Consider the following 20,134-nt stretch of genomic DNA (forward strand, 5'->3'; position numbering starts at 1 on the left):
TCACTCTTCTTACTTATATAATTGTAGTAGAGTTTTTATTTGGCTCAAAAGGAGACTATATTTTAATGAATTTAAATTTTTTACAAAAGAAGCACCATTTTGGTATACGTAAGTTTTCCATCGGTGTTGTTTCAGTTGCCCTGGCCGTTAGCTTTAGCGTCCTTGGAGGACAGGTTGTTGCTGCCCAAGAGGCAACACAAGCAGCTGTTAGTAGCCAGCAAACGAGTCAGTCAGTGATAGATGAGCCAAGTCAACAGCAGGAAACCAATGAAGTAGCTGTTCAAACTCCAGAAACCCTTGGTTCCCTACTAAACGAAGCTACACAGGAGAACCTAGCTCAAGAAAGCCAGCTTGTAGAAGTAGAACCAGCTATTCAGAAGGAAGTGGTCTCTCAAGGCATTTCAGCACCCCAAGCAGCACTTCCTGCAGAAGAGCAGTCAAATCCAGCTGGTGATGAGAACATTCTCCCAGCCGAAAATTTTCATCAGGTTGCTGAGCTAGTAGAACCAGATCCTATTCAAACGAAACAAGAACCAGCAGGTTCAACGGACGAGGCTACTCAACCAGTTCAACCAACTGAAACAGCAGCAGTAGCAACTCCGACTGTCCAAGTATCAGACCAAGTGGCTCAGCCTGTGCTACGTTCAGCACGAAGAGCACGCAGTGTGGCAGTTACTGAAGTAGCAAAACTACCATTAGATGCCCAAGGTCAGCTAATGACTTCAGTCAGTGGAGCTACTGTTCATAAATTCCAAGTACTCAATTCAGATGGTAGTAGCCAGATAGTGGAGGCACAGGCTACAGACCAGATTCAGAAAACTTCAGATATTTCCGATAAGGTCAACCAAATTAAACAAGAATTGTCTGCAATCACTTATGATTCGCTTTATCCGTCTTTGAATAATTATGAGAGAATTTATGATAAGACTGATATGGATAGCATTATTGCTAAGGAAAACCCTGGTCGAACCTATACAGAGGCAGAAAAGGTTGTTCTACGAAACAAATATTACATGGATCAGTTGGACATGCGTGATAGCTTTACACGTGTTCAGGGAGATTTAGAGCACATCTTAACAGGTCTTTTTGAGAAATCAAAGCAGGTCGATATTGAAACCATAAAAACAAATAAAGAGAAGGTCTTACTTGGTTTGACCTATCTTGATCGTCAGTTTTCTTTTAAGTTTGGGAATTATCAAGCCAAGGATCTCATTCTCTACCATCCTGAAGTTTTTGGTGGAACTGGGGATGTGCTGACTAATTTATACGCTATTGGTAGTCAGAACTATCAGGATTTATTATTGGCTCAAAGTGCAACAACCTTTAAAAATAAGGTGGCTGGACAGCTTGGGCAAACAGATGTATTTAGCTTTGTAGAAAAAGGATTGTCCATCTTTGATAAGGACAAGACGGATTCTGAATGGTTGAAAGAGGAATCGAAGGCACTGATTGTTGAGGCGGCGAACAGCTATGGACCTACAACAACTCTTTATGAAAAATTTAAATCTGATACTAGACTAGCTAATCATTTATTGCCGCTTCTTAGCTTGCCGAGTGAGTCCGTTTATGTGCTGTCTACCTCCAACACTGTATCTTATGGCTTGACAGAAACCTATCTGGGGCAAGCACCTGCTACAGCAGACTTTAAACAGAAACTTTCTGCCTATGCCTATCACCAGCAAGAATTTTTAAACTTCTGGCATAGGATGACCCAGAGAAAGCAAGAATTTGCCAACCATCCTCCTATTATTGTAGTTGATACTGTGCAAAAATACGGTCAACCTGGAAATGTTCGGGAATTGTATTCGCCGAAATTTGGTTCCACTGTTCTGAAAGGTGTCAGAGAGTTTATCGCTCCATTGAACCTTTATGCGAATTTTGTTTTTGCTGGTGGCCAAGCTAGTGGAACTAGCAGGATGAATAATTTTCTATATAAGTTATTAACAAATGATGGTCATGAAGTCTATACTCATGAGTTGACCCATATGCTGGATAAGACGATTTGGCTAAATGGCTATGGTCGTCGATCAGGGCAGTTACAGGAAGTATTTGCAAGGGGATTATTCGAATCTAGAAATATGTCTGCTGCCACAGTGTCTGACCCGATTTTCAACCTCAACACTGCCTATACTATTTCAGGTGCTAGAACCCAAAATAGCCATCCAAATCGATTCCAAACCACTGAGGATATGAAGACCTATATGCAGGGGATCCTTGATGTGATTTACACTTTGGATTACGCTGAGGCTGAGGCTATTTTAAAACAAACGGCTGATGATAGAGCGGTTTTACTCAATCAAATTCGCCTAGTACCTGACACTACTAATACTAGGGGAGGAATGACTGAAGAGGTTCTTCCTATTGACGCAAGTACAGCAGCTAATTTGCAAACTGTCGCTGATTTTGTAGATCAAGGTATGATTTCGGGACGCTATAAACTGAATGGAATGGCAACTAGAGGAGTAGCTAAAACCAATCAATACCATACTATTCCTCTCTTTGAACCGATTTATGCTGCCCTCCAAAATGATACTGGTAGCGGTGGTGACATTAGTTTTAAACGAAATGCCTACGAAATTTTAGGTGAATACGGCTATGAAAATGGTATGGTAGCCTACTTGTCAGATAAACATGCCAATGATCAGGCGGCCTTGAATGCCATTATGTCAGAATACAATGGTAATTTAGTAACCTTCAAGAAGGCTATGTTTGACCGTCGGATTGCCAAGGTATCCCAACTGAAATCCACTAGTGAGGCCAGTGATTTTGCTGCGATTCAAAGTGAAATGGATAAGGCTATTGCCAAAGACCTACAACAATTAAAAGCTAATGCAAACAATAATGTTCTTTTGTCAACTGGGGTAAATGCTGTCAGAGATTTGAAAAATAAAATCTTCCAGGCTTATTTGCAGGCTACAAATGACTTCCGTACAAGCATTTACAGCGAGCCTAAGGCGCGTGAGCTTTACGTCACCAATGGTTCTGAAACTTCAACCGAGGGTCAAGGGACGGAAACAAATCCATATCAAAGTTTGTCTTATGCACTTTCTCAAGCAAAAGATGGAGATACTATTAAGTTAGTTAATGACATCTTGCACCGTGATGGACAGAATTTTGTGACAAATTTTGTTATTGACAAGGCAGTGACGATTGATGGTCGTGGAAATAAATTAAATCTCCGTGGCCTCAATTTGCTGACAACAAAAGATGTGACACTGACCAATCTCAAGCTTGAGATGATCCCAGATGGTGGTCAACAACCGAAGATTTATGCGGATGGTAACCATCTGACCTTTAATAATGTGTCAACGACCATCAGTCAGGCTCAGACAGATCTTCGTCCTATCTTGATTGCAGGCTCTCTGACAGACAATCCATCAGGTAGCCACGCTCGTATTTCGATTAATGGTGGCTCTTCAGATACTCGCTTCCATCAGATTTTTGCGGGCAATGCCCAAGGGACCAGTTTGATTCCGGTTGATATTGTTATAGATTCAGAATTTGCCAAGGTTGATCAGGGGATTGATCTAGGTGGTGTAGACGGATCTCCAACTATTGATCGGGTTATCTTGGAGAGTAATTCTAGCAATATCAAGAAGGTTGTGGCGACAAATAGTTCAGACAACCATGTTACTCTGAAGGCGGCTCGTATATTTGGAGTAGAATTAGCGGATGTTCAGGAATTGACTCTGCGTGAACGTGCAGATATTACCCTGTCTGATAAGGTTTCTAGCATTACCACACGACTTGAGTTGGAAACAGGTAGCCTTCTCAATCTGGCTATGAATCAGAATCTTGAAGTCGGTGAACTGACTGGAGATGGAAAACTGATTATCCCAGCTAGCTCTAGCTTGCAGGTAACAGGAGATATTCAAGGCAGTGTTCAAGTTCTAGTTAGAGGTTTTGAACAGAATCTAGCTCAGAATGTAAACAAGGAATATGTCACCGTAGATGGAGGGGTCACCCCTAGTGCCAGCATTTCCTTGGAAAATGACTTCAATCGTTTTGTTCTGTCCAAAGAAGGTACTATCTATCGTTTAACAGAGCCGACACAGACACCACAAGATATCCAAATCCACCTTCGCTTCAAAGACGTTGAAATGGTTGTCAAGGAAGAAAGCATGACCTTGCCAGCCGGTTCCTCTGTGACTGATTTGGCGGCTCGTTTGCCTCAACCAGCCCAAGGACATTATGAAATTTCTTCAAGTTTTGACCAGACTCAATTGAACAACCTGCAAATATCTCAGACAATTGAGATTCCATTGGAATTAATCACCCCTGCCCTACCAGTTAAAGTATTCGATAAAACTGCGGTTACAGGTCTTGAATTGGTGACCCCACCGACTAAGACAGACTATCGTCCAGCTGAAACAGTGGAATTGGCAGGTCTTCAAGTGAAGCTAGTGGACAATCAAGGTCTATCCAAAACCATCACTCCAGACCAATTCAAGGAGTACGGTGTGGAAGTGGTGCCTGTTACCCTGACCCCACAAGTTACTAGTCTGCAACTCCGTAAGGACACTCATGAGGTGGCTATTCCAATTCAGGTTACCCCATGGAAAGCAGAAGTTTATTCGGTTGCTGTCGGAGATAAGTATGTCTATGAAACAGATGACGATTTGACTGCGGTGGGAACTGCTATTTTAGCCAAGGTTCAGGTTGATGCCCAGGCAGGTCCTGTTGAAAGGAGTCTTGTAAATCCTCTTCCCACAACCCTTGGTGAACATACTATTCCAGTCCTTGTTCGATTTGATGATGGCAGTCAGGAGCAGGTATTTGTTCAAGTGATTGTCCAGAAAACAGAAAATGGCAAGGGAGTCACTCATGAATTGCCAGTCGGTGTTCTTCCAAAATCCGATCTCTATCAAGCTCAGGTTACAGGAACAGCCCAAGTTCTTCCAACTAGCACTAGTGAAGTAATCACGGCTGAAATCTTGAAGCAAATCAGTCTTCCGACCGCAGCCGGTCAAGTTGATTTTGAAGTTGTAGGCTCACTGCCACAGTCCAGCGGTGATTATTCTATTACCGTTCGAGTGGTTTATGATGATCGTAGTCAAGAAGAAGTCGCCGTTCCTCTTCATATTCTCTTTGTAGAAAATGGCAAGGGCGTCAAACATGAACTGCCAGAAGGTGTTCTTCCAAAATCCGATCTCTATCAAGCTCAGGTTACAGGAACAGCCCAAGTTCTTCCAACTAGCACTAGTGAAGCAACTACGGCTGAAATTTTGAAGCAAATCAGTCTTCCGCCCGCAGCCGGTCAAGTTTATTTTGAAGTTATAGGTTCACTACCACATTCCAGCGGTGATTATTCTATTACCGTTCGAGTGGTTTATGATGATCGTAGTCAAGAAGAAATCGCCGTTCCTCTTCATATTCTCTTTGTAGAAAATGGCAAGGGAGTCACTCATGAATTGCCAGTCGGTGTTCTTCCAAAATCCGATCTCTATCAAGCTCAGGTTACAGGAACAGCCCAAGTTCTTCCAACTAGCACTAGTGAAGCAACTACGGCTGAAATTTTGAAGCAAATCAGTCTTCCGCCCGCAGCCGGTCAAGTTTATTTTGAAGTTATAGGTTCACTACCACATTCCAGCGGTGATTATTCTATTACCGTTCGAGTGGTTTATGATGATCGTAGTCAAGAAGAAGTCGCCGTTCCTCTTCATATTCTCTTTGTAGAAAATGGCAAGGGCGTCAAACATGAACTGCCAGTCGGCGTTCTTCCCCCGTTAGAAACAGGCAAGGGTGAAGGAGTTACCCATGAACTGCCAGTCGGCGTTCTTCCCCCGCTAGAAGTAGCTAAAGGAACTTTTGTGGTTTCAGAGAAAGGGACAGGAGAAAATAGTCCAAAGCCAGCCGCAAAAGAAATGGCAGTCCCTGTGAGTGCTGTTGAACAGAAAAAATTGTCTAATAGGCAGTTACCTGAAACAGGAGATAAGAATGATCTTGTCCTGGTTGGCTTAATGCTTGCACTCTTTAATCTGGTCTTTTTGAAGCATGGTAAGAAATCTCATCATTCTCTTTATAGAGGAGATGAGAAATAGTAGCAATGAATCCCAGTTTCGACTGAGTATTCATTCCCTTAAATACTACAAATCGAATTCTATCCTAATTTTGAAGGCAGAAGCTAAATGTATTAGTTTCTGCCCTTTTTTATAATTGATAGAAGAATTGATACTTTTCAAAAATCAAAAACAAACCTTGCTAGCTGAAAACAAAAGTTTTATTCGCACATGTCGAAACGAACTGTTCGTTTTAGCTCCAACTTCGAAATGATTCCCCGACCATTGAAAACGGTTTGGTTTTGATTTTAATTGAGTATGACTAATCGATTTTTATTAATGAGTTTGTTTTCTATTTTTATTTCAACATGGTATAATTTATTAAGAATTAGAGGTATACATGTTAGTTATTGAACAGATTGAAAAATTAAAAAAAGAGAAATTAGAGCTTCTGACCGTTTTATGCGGTGAAGACATCGGACAATACCAAATAGCGAAAGACTTACTTCTGAGGAAGCTTGATTTTGATGCGGCAGATTTAGGTTTTGCCTATTTTGATATGTCGGAGGCTGATTATCATCAGGTAGATTTGGACTTAGTTTCTCTTCCTTTCTTTTCAGATGAAAAAGTAGTGATTCTTGATTATTTTGCAGACTTGACGACGGATAAAAAACGGCATTTGACGGATGATGAACTCAAGCAGTTTGAGGGCTATTTGGAAAATCCTGTCGAAACAACACGTTTGGTCATTCTAGCACCGGGTAAGTTGGACAGCAAGCGTCGTCTGGTCAAACTCCTCAAACGAGATGGACTAGTATTAGAAGCCAATCCCCTGAAGGAGCTGGATTTGAAAAATCATTTCCAGAAAGAGATACTGCATCTTGGATTGCAGATGGGAGGAGAGGTTTTTCAATATCTTTTAGAAAAGTCCAATTTTGATTTTTCAGAAATCAGTAAGAACCTGGCCTTTCTTCAATCTTATAAGGGAAAAGAGACGATTGAAATTTCAGATATTGATGCGGCTATCCCCAAAACACTACAAGATAATATCTTTGATTTAACACAGTTAATTTTACAATCCAAGGTAGACGAGGCTCGCAACTTAGTTCGTGACTTGCGGTTGCAAGGGGAGGAAGAGGTTAAGTTGATTGCCATCATGTTAACCCAATTTCGAACCTATCTACAAGTGCAAATACTACTAGAGCAAGGCCGAGGGGAACAGCAGATAGTAGCTGAGTTATCAACTATTATGGGGCGTAAGGTGAATCCATACCAAGTAAAGTATGCTTTGCGTGATTCACGCCATCTGTCCATTGGATTTTTGAAAAAAGTCGTCAAGCTCCTAATCGATACAGATTTTCAAATTAAAACAGGACAATTTGATAAGGATTATTTATTTGATTTGGCATTATTAAAAATTGCGACCACATAGTAAAAAGAGTATTTTTAGACCGAGGGTCAACCGTAGTTTCAGACAAATAAATTGAAAAGGCTCTCACATTGGAGTAAAATAGAACTATCACTTAGTATAGGAGAAAACGAAAATGGCAATTATTTTACCAGACCTTCCATACGCATACGATGCCTTGGAACCACATATTGATGCAGAAACAATGACCCTTCACCACGATAAGCACCATGCGACTTATGTTGCAAATGCTAATGCTGCCCTTGAAAAACACCCTGAAATTGGCGAAGACTTGGTAGCTCTTTTGTCAGATGTGGAGCAAATTCCAGCTGACATCCGCCAAGCTTTGATCAACAACGGTGGTGGTCATTTGAACCATGCTCTTTTCTGGGAATTGCTTTCACCTGAAAAAACAGAAATTTCAGCAGAATTGGCAGCAGACATTGATGCAACTTTTGGTTCATTTGATGCTTTCAAAGAAGCCTTCACTGCAGCAGCAACAACTCGTTTCGGTTCAGGTTGGGCTTTCTTGGTTGTTAATAAAGAAGGCAAGTTGGAAGTTATCTCAACTGCTAACCAAGACACACCAATCATGCAAGGTTTGAAACCAATTTTGGCATTGGATGTTTGGGAACATGCTTACTACCTTAACTACCGCAATGTCCGTCCAAACTACATCAAAGCCTTCTTTGAAGTAATCAACTGGGACAAGGTTAACGAACTTTATAAGGCAGCTAAATAAGAACAGTTCTCTTCCGTTTGGAAGAGATTTTTTAGTTGCGAAGAGTACTTTGGAGAGAATTGTGTAAGGAAAGAGGGCTGATTTTTCGTATTATAGATAAAAATAACAAGATATTTTCAGAAAAATGATGTAAAAGTAAGAATAAACGAATGTTTTTATAATTTTTTGTTATAAATGACTGATTTAATATTGAAAAGCCGTAAGAAAAGGATTATTATAGATATGTCAATATGACAAAAAATAGAAGGAGCATTGATTTGCTTATGAAAAAGAATATTCGGTTGAAAAGCAGTGTACTAGCCCTTGTAGCTGGTTTTAGTGTCATTACAACACAGGCTGTTTTAGCAGATGAATTAGCTGTCCAAATTATGGGAGTTAATGATTTCCATGGTGCGCTTGATACGACAGGGACAGCGCGATTGGAGGGGGAAACAGTTCGGAATGCAGGAACTGCCGCCTTGCTTGATGCTTACATGGATGATTCGCAAGCAGAATTTGAAGAAACAGCAGCAGAAACAGAAACACCTGCAGAGTCTATCCGTGTTCAAGCCGGAGATATGGTTGGTGCAAGTCCATCGAATTCTGGACTTTTACAAGATGAACCAACTGTAAAAGTCTTTAACAAAATGGATGTTGAATACGGTACTTTGGGGAACCATGAATTTGATGAGGGACTTGATGAGTATAACCGTATCATGACTGGTGAAGCTCCAAAAGAAGGTCAGTTTAATGAGATTGTGGATAATTATACTCATGAAGCTGCCAAACAGGAGATTGTTATCGCTAACGTTATTGACAAAGAGACGGGTGAAATTCCGTATGGCTGGAAACCATATGCTATTAAGACTATTCCTGTAAATGATAAAGAAGCAAATATTGGCTTTATTGGTGTAGTTACGACAGAAATTCCTAATCTTGTTTTGAAGAAAAACTATGAGCAGTACACTTTTTTGAATGAGGCAGAAACGATTGCTAAATATGCGCGTGAGTTAGCTGAAAAAGGTGTAAATGCGATAGTTGTACTGGCTCACGTTCCAGCTACAAGCAAGGATGGTGTGGCTGCTGGTGAAGCTGCAGATATGATTGCTAAGCTAAATGAAATCTATCCTGAACACTCAGTTGACCTTGTATTTGCCGGTCACAACCATGTCTATACAAACGGTACAACAGGCAAAACCTTGATTGTACAAGCTACCTCACAAGGTAAGGCTTATGCAGATGTTAGAGCTGTTTATGATACAGATATTGCCGACTTTAAAGATGTTCCGACTGCGAAAATTATTGCAGTGGCACCAGGGCAAAAAACACCAAGTCCAGAAATTCAGGCGATTGTAGACGAAGCAAATACCATTGTTAAAAAAGTAACAGAGCAAAAAATTGGTACGGCTAGTCAAGCGACAGATATTTCTCGCGAGGTAAATGAATTTAAAGAAAGTGCTGTGGGCAATTTAGTAACATCGGCTCAATTAGCTATTGCTAAGAAATCAGGTTATGATGTTGACTTTGCAATGACCAACAATGGCGGGATTCGGGCAGATTTGAAGGTCCAAGAGGATGGAACAGTTACTTGGGGAGCAGCACAAGCTGTTCAACCATTTGGGAATATCCTACAAGTCGTTCAAATGACAGGTGAGCAGATTTATACAGCCTTAAATCAACAATACGATGAAGGCGAAAAATATTTCCTTCAAATGTCTGGAATCAAATATATCTACACGAAAGCAGATAATCCAACGGAAGAAAATCCTTACAAGGTTGTTAAAGCCTTCAAAGAAGATGGAACAGAGATTGTTCCGACAGAAACCTATACACTTGTCATCAATGACTTCCTATTTGGTGGTGGGGATGGTTTCTCGATTTTCAAAGAAGCTAAGCTGATTGGTGCTATCAATCCAGATACAGAAGTATTTGTGGAGTATTTGACTGATTTAGAAAAAGCAGGTCAAACGATTAGTGCAACTATTACAGGTAGAAAAGCATTTGTCGAGGAGTATGTAGAAGAACCAAAAGCAGAAGAAAAAGGAGATACTGCTGGGACAACTACCGATACGAAAACACCTGAAAAAGCAAGCGACGGTGGCGATAGTGTAGCAAATCAGAAAGCAACCGAGCAACCGGCACCATCTGGAAGTGTGGCTCCTATTTCAAATAAGAAAACTGAAAAAGCATCAGGAAATCAAACACTTCCAAATACCGGTCAAGAAGCCCTAGGCTCACTTCTTATTAGCTTGGGTGGCTTAGTTTCACTCGGAATGGCTGTCTCAATGAGACGTAAGGAAGGGGAATAGGAATCAAGCATAAAGGTGACAAATTTTCGAAGTATGTTCTAGGAGCGCTTCCTTTAGAGACTATCATGAGAGGGATACATAAAAACAATTGTATTTCGTCTTAGAGTCGGTTCTGCTTTTTGTAAAAATTTGAAAAAAACTTATATAACCTTGCTCTTGCAATCTGCTCTCTTCTGGGTTACAATAGAGAGGCAGACTTCCCTTAGTTAAATGGATATAACAAATTCCTCCTAAGAATTAGTTGCAGGTTCGATTCCTGCAGGGGAGATATTTAAAATTATAAAAACCCTTGAAATATCAATGTTTTCAAGGGTTTTGTTTTTTTCTAAAATGTGAGCGAGGGGCAAGAAAGGGGCAAACTATGAATCCAATAGTTCATCGCACCTGCACCCCATAAATGGTCTGTTTTCTGTTTATAAGATAAGCAAGGGCAAGGACAGGAATGGCATAGGGGATTAGGTTGGCACCAAATACCTCATACCCAATAAATATTGGAGCCAGTAAGGTATTGGTGGCTGTTCCAAATACGGCACAATACCCAAGGGCTGCAACAAGTTCAGTTGGTAGACCTAGTAATCCTGCTAAAACAACCCCAGAACTTGCTCCAATCGCAAAGAGGGGAGTAACTTCGCCCCCTTGAAAACCTGCAGCCAAACATAAACAGGTGAGTAGAAGTTTTAGTAGCCAATCGTAAGCAAACACCTGTTTCCCAGCTAAACTGGCATCAATCAAATTGGTCCCCAAACCAGCATAACGACCTTGATGGAAGAAAAATAGTAGAAGGGTTAGTCCAACTCCCATGATAGCTATTTTAATGTAAGGATTTGGAAACCATCGAGTTGAGATGCTTTTTGCTTGCGCCAGAAACCAAGCAAATAAATTACCGACAACTCCAAAGCAGATGGCAATTAGAAGCCATTTGAAGCTATCTGTAAAATGGAATGAGGTAGTCGCGATGGCATGCGAAAATTTCTCCAATCCCAGTAAGTGGGAAGTAGTAGAAGCCGTGAAAGCGGCAACTAGACAATAGGGGAGACTAGTCCAAGAATATTGGCCAACGACTAATACCTCAATGGCAAAGAAACTAGCAGCCAATGGTGTTTGAAATAGCCCAGCAAAACCTGCGGCCATACCAATCTTTGTTACCATGTCTTTGGGCAAGTATGTGAAACCTTGTTTTTGTAACCAGTGTGAAAGACTGGCACCAAGTTGGACAGCTACCCCCTCGCGACCAACGGAAGCGCCAAAAAGATGACTGAGCCAAGTTGTAGAGATGATGAGCGGAATGAGAACTGGAGAAATTTGCACATTCTCCCCTTGTCCAGCTTTGAAGACTAAGCCCATGCCTGCTTGGACTCCCCTCCCCCATTTTTGATAAATGAAAACAATCACCACCCCTGCAAGTGGTAGAAAGGGGATTAGAAAAGTAAAATATTCAGATCGTAAGTCTCCAACTCCTAGTAGAATTTTCCCAAAAAGTGTGGTAATTATTCCTGCACCGACTCCAATTAAGCTGGAAAAGAAAAGGAGTTGGATGGCTTGTTTCATCTTATTGCTCATGATTCGCCAGCTTGGAAGATTGATAGGCTCTTGATTGGGCCATCATATCACTAAAGGTTGCTTGAATGGCAGAGCGGTAATCATCCTTTTGAACTAATTTTCCAACTCTTTCAAGGACAGCATTTTCTCGGCTGGTATCCAAAACAGGCTTACCTGTTGCTCGTTTGTAGGCTGTGACTTGGTCGACCAACTCCATTCGTTTTTCAAGTAGTTCAACCAATTGGCTATCAATCGTGTTAATCTGTTCGCGGATGCAATCCAAATTCATCTTATAAACCTCCGTATATTGTTTCAGTTGTTTTTTAGTATAGCAAAAAACAAGGCAGAATACTAGCCTTGTTTGAGGAAGTTACCAACTTGCTTTTTTTACCCCAGGAAGTTGACCAAGATGGGCTAATTCACGGAAGGTAATCCGACTCACACCGAATTTTCGCATATAAGCATGCGGACGGCCATCGGTCCTGTCGCGGTGTTTCAGTCGATTTGGATTTGAGTCGCGAGGCAATTTTCGAAGTGCTTGATAGTCACCTTTTTCTTTGAGACTTTTTCGCAAATCTGCATAACGCTCGATTAATTCCAACTGCCTCTGATAGCGGGCCATTTTTGATTTTTTAGCCATAAAATTCTCCTTTTTTTAAAAAAACTTAACCAGTTAATTATATATCAAAAAAATAAAGATTGCAAACAATAGGTGTACAATCTTAATAAATGGCTAAAAGAAAACAGACTAGACCTATTGCTAAGCCAGTCTGTTCGTCAGTTAATTCAAAGTATCTAATTTTGCAACAAGGTCTGTTGCGAATTGCTCAAGGTTAACAATATCCTCATCTTCAGCGGCAAGGTCTACCTTAACATTTTCGGCACCCTTAGTTGCACCACGTGAACCCAACATGACATCAAAGTCATCTACTGCACTACAGAAGTCATCATAGAAGGTATCGCCAGAACCACAAACACCGTAGACCTTACCGGTCAAATCTAAATCAGCTAGGTCAGCATAGAAATCAACAATTTCATCTGGAAGCTCACCGTCTCCACCGTAAGAATAGGTGTAGCTGGCTACCACGATGAGGTCCGCATCCAAGATTTCTTCTGTTTCAATAGTCGTACATTCGTGAACCTGTACTTCCAAGCCTAACTCTTCTAGCTTACTGGCGACGATGTCAGCAATTTCTTCTGTGTTACCAGTCATACTAGCGTATACTATTTTTGCTAGTGCCATAATTTCCTCCAAATTACATAGTAATTCCATTATACCACACTCCCATCATTTTCAAAAGGGGAAGTTTATGCTAAAATGATGAAAAGGAGTTGCTATGACAATTTACAGTAAAATTATTGAAAAAATTCACGAATACGACACGATTATTATTCACCGACATAAAAGACCAGATCCGGATGCCATTGGTAGTCAAGTTGGCTTGCAGAAACTCTTGCAGAAGAATTTTCCTGAAAAAACCATCAAGGTAACCGGTTTTGAGGAACCAAATCTTGCTTGGATGGCAGGAATGGACGTAGTTGCAGACCAAGACTATCAAGGAGCCTTGGTTATCGTGACAGACACTGCCAATACGGCGCGTGTGGATGACGACCGCTATGTTCAAGGAGATTTCTTGATTAAAATCGATCATCACCCCAACGAAGAGCCTTATGGCGACCTGCTCTGGGTCAATACGGAAGCCAGTTCATGCAGTGAAATGATTGCGGAACTGGCCATCCAGAGCCAACTGGAACTAGATGGAGAGATTGCTCGTCTACTCTATGCAGGAATTGTGGGCGATACAGGCCGCTTTCTCTATCCAGCAACCAGCTCGCGCACCTTTGAGATTGTCGCTCGTCTCCTCCAAGAAGATTTTGACTTTGCAAGGATGTCTCGTCAGATGGACACCATTGATTTCAAGATTGCCAAGTTGACAGGTTACGTCTACGACAACTTGGAAGTGGATGAACATGGTGCGGCACGTGTCGTTTTGACACAGGATATTCTCAAAAAATACGGTGTGACCGATGCGGATACTTCCTTTATCGTAGGTGCACCAGGACGGATTGGAATCGTTCAATCTTGGGGGATTTTTGTGGAACAAACTGACGGAAATTACAGAGTCCGTTTACGCAGTAAGTATCTTCCAATCAACGAGATTGCCAAGCGCCACGATGGCGGTGGCCACCCACTAGCAAGTGGTGCTAACTCTTATTCACTCTCCGAAAATGAGCAAATATACCAAGAAATCCAAGAGGTAGTGAGGAATGCAAGCAAGTAGTCGCTCCCTTCGTCTTATGGGAACCATCATTGAAACCAGAATTTGGCATCCTCAGGCAGAACCGATTTTGGATCAGGTAGAAGAGCTTCTCTATCTCTACAAGGATCGGTTTTCTGCCAATGACTTGACTTCTGAATTGATGGAGGTCAACCTCAATGCAGGTGTTCAGGCGGTTCCTGTTGCAGAGGACCTGTATGAATTGATTAAGTTGGGCAAAGAACACAGTCTGGCTCAGGGATCTTTTTTGAATATTACCATTGGCCCCCTTGTGCAAAGCTGGCGGATTGGATTTAGCGATGCCAAACTTCCAAACCCAGAAACGATTAGTGAAAAACTCCAACTCATCAATCCAAGGGACATTGAATTAGATGATGAGGAGCAGACAGTCTATTTGAAAAAAGAAGGCATGGCGATCGACTTGGGTGCTCTTGCTAAAGGATATGTGGCAGATAAGATTGTCGACTTTCTTAAAAGAATAGGTGTGGAGGCTGGACTGATTAACCTGGGTGGCAACGTCCTGACCTTTGGTCAAGCTCCTCACAATGCCGATGGCTATTGGCGAATTGGTATACAGGACCCTCAGAAACCACGTGGTGAAAATGCCCTCGTCCTCAAAATAGGAGAAGAATCGGTAGTCACCTCTGGTATTTACGAAAGAACCCTTACCGTGAATGGAAAGACCTATCATCATATTTTGAGTTCCGAGACCGGATATCCAATCGAGTCGCAACTGGCTAGTTTGACCATTGTGTCCAAACAATCTGTTGATGGTGAGATTTGGACGACTCGACTGTTTGGTCAGGAAATAACTCGGATTTATAAGATGGTAGAAGAAACTGATGGTATCGAGGCGGTTCTGATTGGGCTGGATGGCAGGATTCTAGTGACCTCAGGGCTTTCTGAAAAAGTTCTTGCTGGTAAAGAAAGGATTTCTGACAGCTTGGGCAGTCCTTCAAGAGGGGGATTTGGCGCCAGAGTAACTTCTGACCTTGCTTCAGGTGCTTCCGTACTATAACTTGAAAAAATATTAGAAAAATAGGTAAAAAGACTTGCCATAAGAACAAACTTTTGGTAAACTTAAATGGTTATAATCTATGGCTCGGAAAGAGTCCATGGCAGAAAGGAATTTTTAAAATGAAAAAAGATATCCATCCAGAATATCGCACTGTTGTCTTCATGGACACAACTACTGGCTACAAGTTCCTTAGCGGTTCAACTAAGAAATCTAACGAAACAGTTGAATTCGAAGGTGAAACTTACCCATTGATCCGTGTGGAAATTTCATCAGACTCACACCCATTCTATACTGGACGTCAAAAGTTCACTCAAGCAGATGGACGTGTGGATCGCTTCAACAAAAAATACGGTCTCAAATAATCAGCGTTATAGAAGCGTTAGAAACGTTGATTTTAAGCCATTCCCGTGCCTTGGGAATGGTTTTCTTTTTGAAAAAGTAACGGAAATGGTAACGGCCGGGCGTTACATTCCCAAAAATTGGGCAAACTTTTCAGCCGTTTTTTCTTTACCTCTAGAAATTGGAGAGGGCTTTTTTGGTGCGTGATTGCCATTGGTTTACATACTCATGGCTTTGGCAAACTTAAGGGGTGTGTGAAGGTAAAGCATTATATTTCAGCCTGTTCGAAGGTATGAAGATATACGTATTTTATGATTTGTGCACTAGTAATACTCTTCGAAAATCAAAATTATCCGTTGTCAACTTGCCTTGATGAGTGAAAAGCTCCAGTGGAGGTTTTCAGCCTGTTACCTTGAAATAAGAAAGTAACAGAGTTCTATCTTCGACTTCGTTTCCTAGGCTACTTTTGATTTTCGTTGAGTATAAATCGTATCCCCTCAGATGTAACTAGATTTTTAGTTTCAATGAGAGATGATTTTTGCTATAATGGAACGAGTAAGAATTTGAAGTGAAAGTATGAGGAAATTGATGAAAAATAAGGGAACAATCGATAGTCGAGTAGACTACTCACTTATTTTACCGGTCTTTTTTTTATTAGTTGTGGGGATTATTTCTCTCTACATTGCGGTTAGTCAAGATTATCCAGATAATGTTGTACAGATGGTTGGTCAACAAATTGCTTGGATAGGAATTGGAACAGTGGCAGCTTTTTTGGTCATGTTCTTTTCCACTAAGTTTCTGTGGCAAATCACACCTTACTTGTACGTGCTTGGGCTTGGACTTATGGTATTGCCTTTGTTTTTCTACAGTCCAGACTTAGTAGCGTCAACGGGAGCAAAAAACTGGGTAACGATTGGTGGAATGACTCTTTTCCAACCATCCGAATTTATGAAAATAGCCTACATCATTATGTTGTCAAGGGTGATTGTCACCTTTCATAAATATTATCCAAATCGAAAAATTCGTGAGGATTTTATGTTGATTGGTTATATGATACTGTTTACTATCCCTGTCCTGATTTTGTTGGCCTTACAGAAAGATTTAGGAACTTCCTTAGTATTTGTAGCAATCTTTAGCGGAATGCTTCTATTATCAGGAGTTTCTTGGAAAATTCTATTACCGACTGCCTTAACGGGGATCGTTTTGGTTGGTGGATTTATGCTGATTTTTATTTCTCCTGGTGGAACAACATTCCTCCACAATTTGGGGATGGATACTTATAAAATCAATCGTATTGCAGCCTGGCTTGATCCCTTTAAAAATGCCCAATCAACGACCTACCAGCAAGCTCAAAGTCTGATAGCTATCGGAAGTGGTGGCTTAAAAGGACTAGGTTTCAATAAAACAAATCTTCTTATCCCTGTTCGAGAAAGTGATATGATTTTTACGGTGATTGGCGAGGACTTTGGCTTTATTGGAGGGACGGTATTGATTGGACTATACTTGTTGCTCATTTATCGAATGCTGCGGGTAACGTTGAAGTCAAACAATCGATACTACACTTACATATCAACTGGCTATATCATGATGCTGTTGTTCCATGTGTTTGAAAATGTTGGCGCTGCAACTGGTTTGTTACCTTTGACAGGTATTCCTTTGCCGTTTATCTCCCAAGGTGGTTCGTCCATGGTTTCAAATCTGATTGGTGTCGGTCTAGTGCTGTCAATGGGGTATCAGTCACGACTAGCTGATGAGAAGGAAATAAATCGATCACGTCGCTATAGAAAAATTACGATAAAACGTTAGAAAGTTGGTTTATATGACAAGAGTTGCGGTTGTTTTAGCCGATGGTTTTGAAGAAATCGAAGCATTGGCCCCTGTAGATGTATTTCGTCGAGCTCATTTTGACTGTCAGATTGTTGGTTTAGATAGTCATGAAGTGGAGGGATCGCACGGTATTCGTGTTCAAACTGACCAAGTCTTTGATGGAGACCTGTCTTCCTTTGATCTGATTGTGTTACCAGGAGGAATGCCAGGTTCTGTCCACCTTAGAGATTCAGAGTCACTGATTACGGAATTGCAAAGAGCGGTTGCATCAGGAAAATCAGTAGCAGCAATTTGTGCGGCGCCAATTGTTCTGGATAAGGCTGGTTTGTTAGATAGTCGTCACTATACATGTTTCCCAGGGAAAGAAAAAGACATTCCGTCAGGTATTCATCTGGAAGAGGATGTGGTCGTTGATGGTCCAATTATCACTAGCCGAGGCGCTGGAACAAGTTTGGATTTCGCCTATAAATTGGTTGATTTATTTGGTGGAGATGGGGAAAGCCTAGCTCAAACAATGGTTTATCATAGTTAAAGTAATGAAGAAGATGGAGCTAATGTTTCCTCTTCTTTTTTCTATCAAAATATTAGAAAATATGGTATAATAAAGGGTATTCGTTAGAATGATTTTTGCTCTAAAAATATGTCTCGCTTTTATCCAGATGGATTGGCTTTTCTATTTTTAAGGAGCAACAAATAGAAAATAAGGAAAAGAAATGACAGAAGAAATCAAAGATTTACAAGAGAAGGCTCAAGAATATGATGCCAGTCAGATTCAAGTCTTGGAAGGCCTTGAAGCTGTTCGAATGCGTCCAGGGATGTATATCGGCTCAACATCTAAAGAAGGTCTCCATCACTTGGTTTGGGAAATTGTCGACAACTCAATCGATGAGGCGCTGGCTGGTTTTGCGGATAAAATTGAAGTTTATATTGAGCCAGATAACTCCATCACGGTTATTGATAATGGACGTGGTATTCCGGTAGATATTCAGGAAAAAACTGGTCGTCCAGCGGTAGAAACTGTCTTTACAGTGCTCCATGCAGGTGGTAAATTTGGCGGAGGCGGTTATAAGGTCTCAGGTGGATTGCACGGCGTAGGTTCATCAGTCGTAAACGCCCTATCTACTCAGCTAGACGTTCATGTTTACAAAAATGGTCAGGTCTATTTCCAAGAGTATAAACGAGGTGAAGTCGTTGCAGATTTGGAGGTTGTTGGAGAAACAGACCGTTCTGGTACAACTGTACATTTTACACCTGACCCAGAAATTTTTACTGAGACGACTGAGTTCGATTTTGCAAAATTAAATAAGCGGATCCAAGAATTGGCCTTCCTAAATCGTGGTTTAAATCTCTCTATTACGGACAAACGTGAGGGAGTAGAGCAAACAAAGGAATATCACTACGAAGGTGGTATTGCTTCCTACGTTGAGTATCTTAATGAGAACAAGGATGTCATTTTTGAGACCCCTATCTATACAGAAGGTGAAATGGATGATATTACCGTTGAGGTTGCTATGCAATATACAACGAGTTATCATGAAAACGTAGTTAGTTTTGCCAACAATATTCACACGCATGAAGGTGGTACCCATGAGCAAGGATTCCGTACAGCTCTGACACGTGTTATCAACGACTACGCCAAGAAAAATAAAATTCTCAAAGAAAATGAGGATAATTTGACTGGTGAAGATGTGCGTGAAGGCTTGACAGCGGTCATTTCTGTTAAGCACCCAGGGCCTCAATTTGAGGGACAAACTAAGACAAAACTTGGCAATAGTGAAGTGGTCAAAATTACCAATCGCCTCTTCTCTGATGCCTTTGCAGAATTTCTTTTGGAAAATCCACAGATTGCTAGACGGATTGTTGAAAAAGGGATCTTGGCAAGCAAGGCTCGTATTGCTGCTAAGCGTGCGCGTGAGGTAACTCGTAAGAAATCGGGTCTTGAGATTTCAAACCTCCCAGGTAAGTTAGCGGACTGTTCCTCAAATGATGCAACGAAGACAGAGCTTTTCATCGTTGAGGGGGACTCAGCCGGTGGTTCAGCTAAATCCGGTCGCGACCGTGAATTTCAGGCTATTTTACCGATTCGTGGTAAGATTTTGAACGTAGAAAAAGCCAGCATGGACAAGATTTTGGCCAACGAAGAAATCCGTAGTCTATTTACAGCTATGGGAACTGGCTTTGGTGCGGATTTCGACGTTAGCAAGGCACGTTATCAAAAATTAGTCATTATGACAGATGCCGATGTCGATGGTGCCCATATTCGGACACTCCTTCTGACATTATTTTACCGCTACATGCGTCCTGTTGTAGAAGCGGGATACGTATATATCGCTCAACCACCTATTTACGGTATCAAGGTTGGAAGTGAGATAAAAGAATATATTCAACCTGGGGTTAATCAAGAGCAAGAATTGCAAGATGCCTTAGAAAGACATAGTACGGGACGGTCCAAGCCAACGATTCAACGTTACAAAGGTTTGGGAGAAATGGATGATCATCAGTTGTGGGAAACTACGATGAATCCTGAAAATCGTCTCATGGCACGCGTTTCAGTTGATGATGCGGCAGAAGCCGATAAGATTTTTGACATGCTAATGGGGGATAAGGTTGAACCTCGTCGAGAGTTTATCGAGGAAAATGCTGTTTATTCAACATTGGATGTCTAAAAACTAAAAAAACAAGTGCATATACTAGA

14 protein-coding genes and 1 tRNA gene are annotated in these 20,134 nt (G+C 41.2%); 11 read left to right on the forward strand and 4 right to left on the reverse strand.

The window, feature by feature from the left end; translation table 11 throughout:
* Positions 1-65 precede the first annotated feature (65 nt).
* The 5 genes from K5Q34_RS07115 (at position 66) to K5Q34_RS07135 (ending at position 10,705) form a co-directional block, all read left to right on the forward strand.
* Positions 66-6,041 (forward strand): ZmpA/ZmpB/ZmpC family metallo-endopeptidase, encoded by a 5,976-nt coding sequence (locus K5Q34_RS07115; protein WP_221864763.1) that lies wholly within the window; start codon positions 66-68, stop codon positions 6,039-6,041.
* A gap of 358 nt (positions 6,042-6,399) precedes the next feature.
* Positions 6,400-7,431, forward strand: coding sequence for a DNA polymerase III subunit delta (holA, locus tag K5Q34_RS07120; protein WP_105151269.1), 1,032 nt, complete (start codon positions 6,400-6,402; stop codon positions 7,429-7,431).
* 112 nt (positions 7,432-7,543) lie between these two features.
* Positions 7,544-8,149, forward strand: a complete 606-nt coding sequence (gene sodA, locus K5Q34_RS07125; RefSeq protein WP_013730459.1) for a superoxide dismutase SodA — start codon at positions 7,544-7,546, stop codon at positions 8,147-8,149.
* Between the two features lie 263 nt (positions 8,150-8,412).
* Positions 8,413-10,437 carry a bifunctional UDP-sugar hydrolase/5'-nucleotidase gene (locus K5Q34_RS07130; protein ID WP_105151340.1) on the forward strand — a complete coding sequence of 675 codons (2,025 nt, stop codon included), beginning with the start codon at positions 8,413-8,415 and terminating at the stop codon, positions 10,435-10,437.
* Between the two features lie 196 nt (positions 10,438-10,633).
* Positions 10,634-10,705 (forward strand) — tRNA-Arg (locus K5Q34_RS07135).
* Positions 10,706-10,812: 107 nt separating this feature from the next.
* On the opposite strand, the gene K5Q34_RS07140 is transcribed toward K5Q34_RS07135, so the two are convergent.
* From K5Q34_RS07140 to K5Q34_RS07155, 4 genes are all read right to left on the reverse strand, one after another.
* A complete protein-coding gene (locus tag K5Q34_RS07140; RefSeq protein WP_221864764.1) occupies positions 10,813-11,997 on the reverse strand; it encodes a chloride channel protein in 1,185 nt (394 codons plus the stop codon).
* Entirely contained in the window at positions 11,987-12,265 is a 279-nt protein-coding gene (locus K5Q34_RS07145; RefSeq protein ID WP_024413316.1) for a chorismate mutase, read from the reverse strand. Before K5Q34_RS07145 ends, K5Q34_RS07140 begins: the two co-directional genes overlap by 11 nt.
* Before the next feature lie 81 nt (positions 12,266-12,346).
* Positions 12,347-12,616, reverse strand: coding sequence for a 30S ribosomal protein S14 (gene rpsN / locus K5Q34_RS07150; protein ID WP_105118906.1), 270 nt, complete (start codon positions 12,614-12,616; stop codon positions 12,347-12,349).
* 141 nt (positions 12,617-12,757) lie between these two features.
* Positions 12,758-13,219: a flavodoxin gene (locus K5Q34_RS07155; protein ID WP_024396312.1), complete on the reverse strand. Its 462-nt coding sequence runs from the start codon at positions 13,217-13,219 to the stop codon at positions 12,758-12,760.
* Between the two features lie 94 nt (positions 13,220-13,313).
* Between K5Q34_RS07155 and K5Q34_RS07160 the strand changes: the two genes are divergently transcribed.
* The 6 genes from K5Q34_RS07160 to gyrB all read left to right on the forward strand — a co-directional run bounded on the left by K5Q34_RS07160 (position 13,314) and on the right by gyrB (position 20,105).
* Complete coding sequence (locus K5Q34_RS07160; protein ID WP_221864765.1) at positions 13,314-14,258, forward strand: bifunctional oligoribonuclease/PAP phosphatase NrnA; 945 nt, start codon at positions 13,314-13,316, stop codon at positions 14,256-14,258.
* On the forward strand, positions 14,245-15,273 hold the full coding sequence (locus K5Q34_RS07165; protein WP_221864766.1) for an FAD:protein FMN transferase: 1,029 nt from the start codon (positions 14,245-14,247) through the stop codon (positions 15,271-15,273). The genes K5Q34_RS07160 and K5Q34_RS07165 overlap by 14 nt, the downstream gene beginning before the upstream one ends.
* Before the next feature lie 119 nt (positions 15,274-15,392).
* Positions 15,393-15,635, forward strand: a complete 243-nt coding sequence (locus K5Q34_RS07170) for a type B 50S ribosomal protein L31 (protein ID WP_012027466.1) — start codon at positions 15,393-15,395, stop codon at positions 15,633-15,635.
* A gap of 553 nt (positions 15,636-16,188) precedes the next feature.
* Entirely contained in the window at positions 16,189-17,418 is a 1,230-nt protein-coding gene (locus tag K5Q34_RS07180) for an FtsW/RodA/SpoVE family cell cycle protein (RefSeq protein ID WP_172115085.1), read from the forward strand.
* 13 nt (positions 17,419-17,431) lie between these two features.
* Positions 17,432-17,971 (forward strand): DJ-1 family glyoxalase III, encoded by a 540-nt coding sequence (locus tag K5Q34_RS07185; RefSeq protein WP_015647132.1) that lies wholly within the window; start codon positions 17,432-17,434, stop codon positions 17,969-17,971.
* Between the two features lie 181 nt (positions 17,972-18,152).
* On the forward strand, positions 18,153-20,105 hold the full coding sequence (gene gyrB, locus K5Q34_RS07190) for a DNA topoisomerase (ATP-hydrolyzing) subunit B (protein WP_002939427.1): 1,953 nt from the start codon (positions 18,153-18,155) through the stop codon (positions 20,103-20,105).
* Positions 20,106-20,134: the final 29 nt, after the last annotated feature.

This window comes from Streptococcus sp. 2018110 (assembly GCF_019754115.1).
GTDB lineage: Bacteria > Bacillota > Bacilli > Lactobacillales > Streptococcaceae > Streptococcus > Streptococcus hashimotonensis.

Bases quoted from the DNA above. Each gene is read 5' to 3' on its own strand.
- K5Q34_RS07115 (WP_221864763.1), top strand. From the start codon at position 66: ATGAATTTAAATTTTTTACAAAAGAAGCACCATTTTGGTATACGTAAG.
- holA (WP_105151269.1), top strand. From the start codon at position 6,400: ATGTTAGTTATTGAACAGATTGAAAAATTAAAAAAAGAGAAATTAGAG.
- sodA (WP_013730459.1), top strand. From the start codon at position 7,544: ATGGCAATTATTTTACCAGACCTTCCATACGCATACGATGCCTTGGAA.
- K5Q34_RS07130 (WP_105151340.1), top strand. From the start codon at position 8,413: ATGAAAAAGAATATTCGGTTGAAAAGCAGTGTACTAGCCCTTGTAGCT.
- K5Q34_RS07140 (WP_221864764.1), bottom strand. From the start codon at position 11,997: ATGAGCAATAAGATGAAACAAGCCATCCAACTCCTTTTCTTTTCCAGC.
- K5Q34_RS07145 (WP_024413316.1), bottom strand. From the start codon at position 12,265: ATGAATTTGGATTGCATCCGCGAACAGATTAACACGATTGATAGCCAA.
- rpsN (WP_105118906.1), bottom strand. From the start codon at position 12,616: ATGGCTAAAAAATCAAAAATGGCCCGCTATCAGAGGCAGTTGGAATTA.
- K5Q34_RS07155 (WP_024396312.1), bottom strand. From the start codon at position 13,219: ATGGCACTAGCAAAAATAGTATACGCTAGTATGACTGGTAACACAGAA.
- K5Q34_RS07160 (WP_221864765.1), top strand. From the start codon at position 13,314: ATGACAATTTACAGTAAAATTATTGAAAAAATTCACGAATACGACACG.
- K5Q34_RS07165 (WP_221864766.1), top strand. From the start codon at position 14,245: ATGCAAGCAAGTAGTCGCTCCCTTCGTCTTATGGGAACCATCATTGAA.
- K5Q34_RS07170 (WP_012027466.1), top strand. From the start codon at position 15,393: ATGAAAAAAGATATCCATCCAGAATATCGCACTGTTGTCTTCATGGAC.
- K5Q34_RS07180 (WP_172115085.1), top strand. From the start codon at position 16,189: ATGAGGAAATTGATGAAAAATAAGGGAACAATCGATAGTCGAGTAGAC.
- K5Q34_RS07185 (WP_015647132.1), top strand. From the start codon at position 17,432: ATGACAAGAGTTGCGGTTGTTTTAGCCGATGGTTTTGAAGAAATCGAA.
- gyrB (WP_002939427.1), top strand. From the start codon at position 18,153: ATGACAGAAGAAATCAAAGATTTACAAGAGAAGGCTCAAGAATATGAT.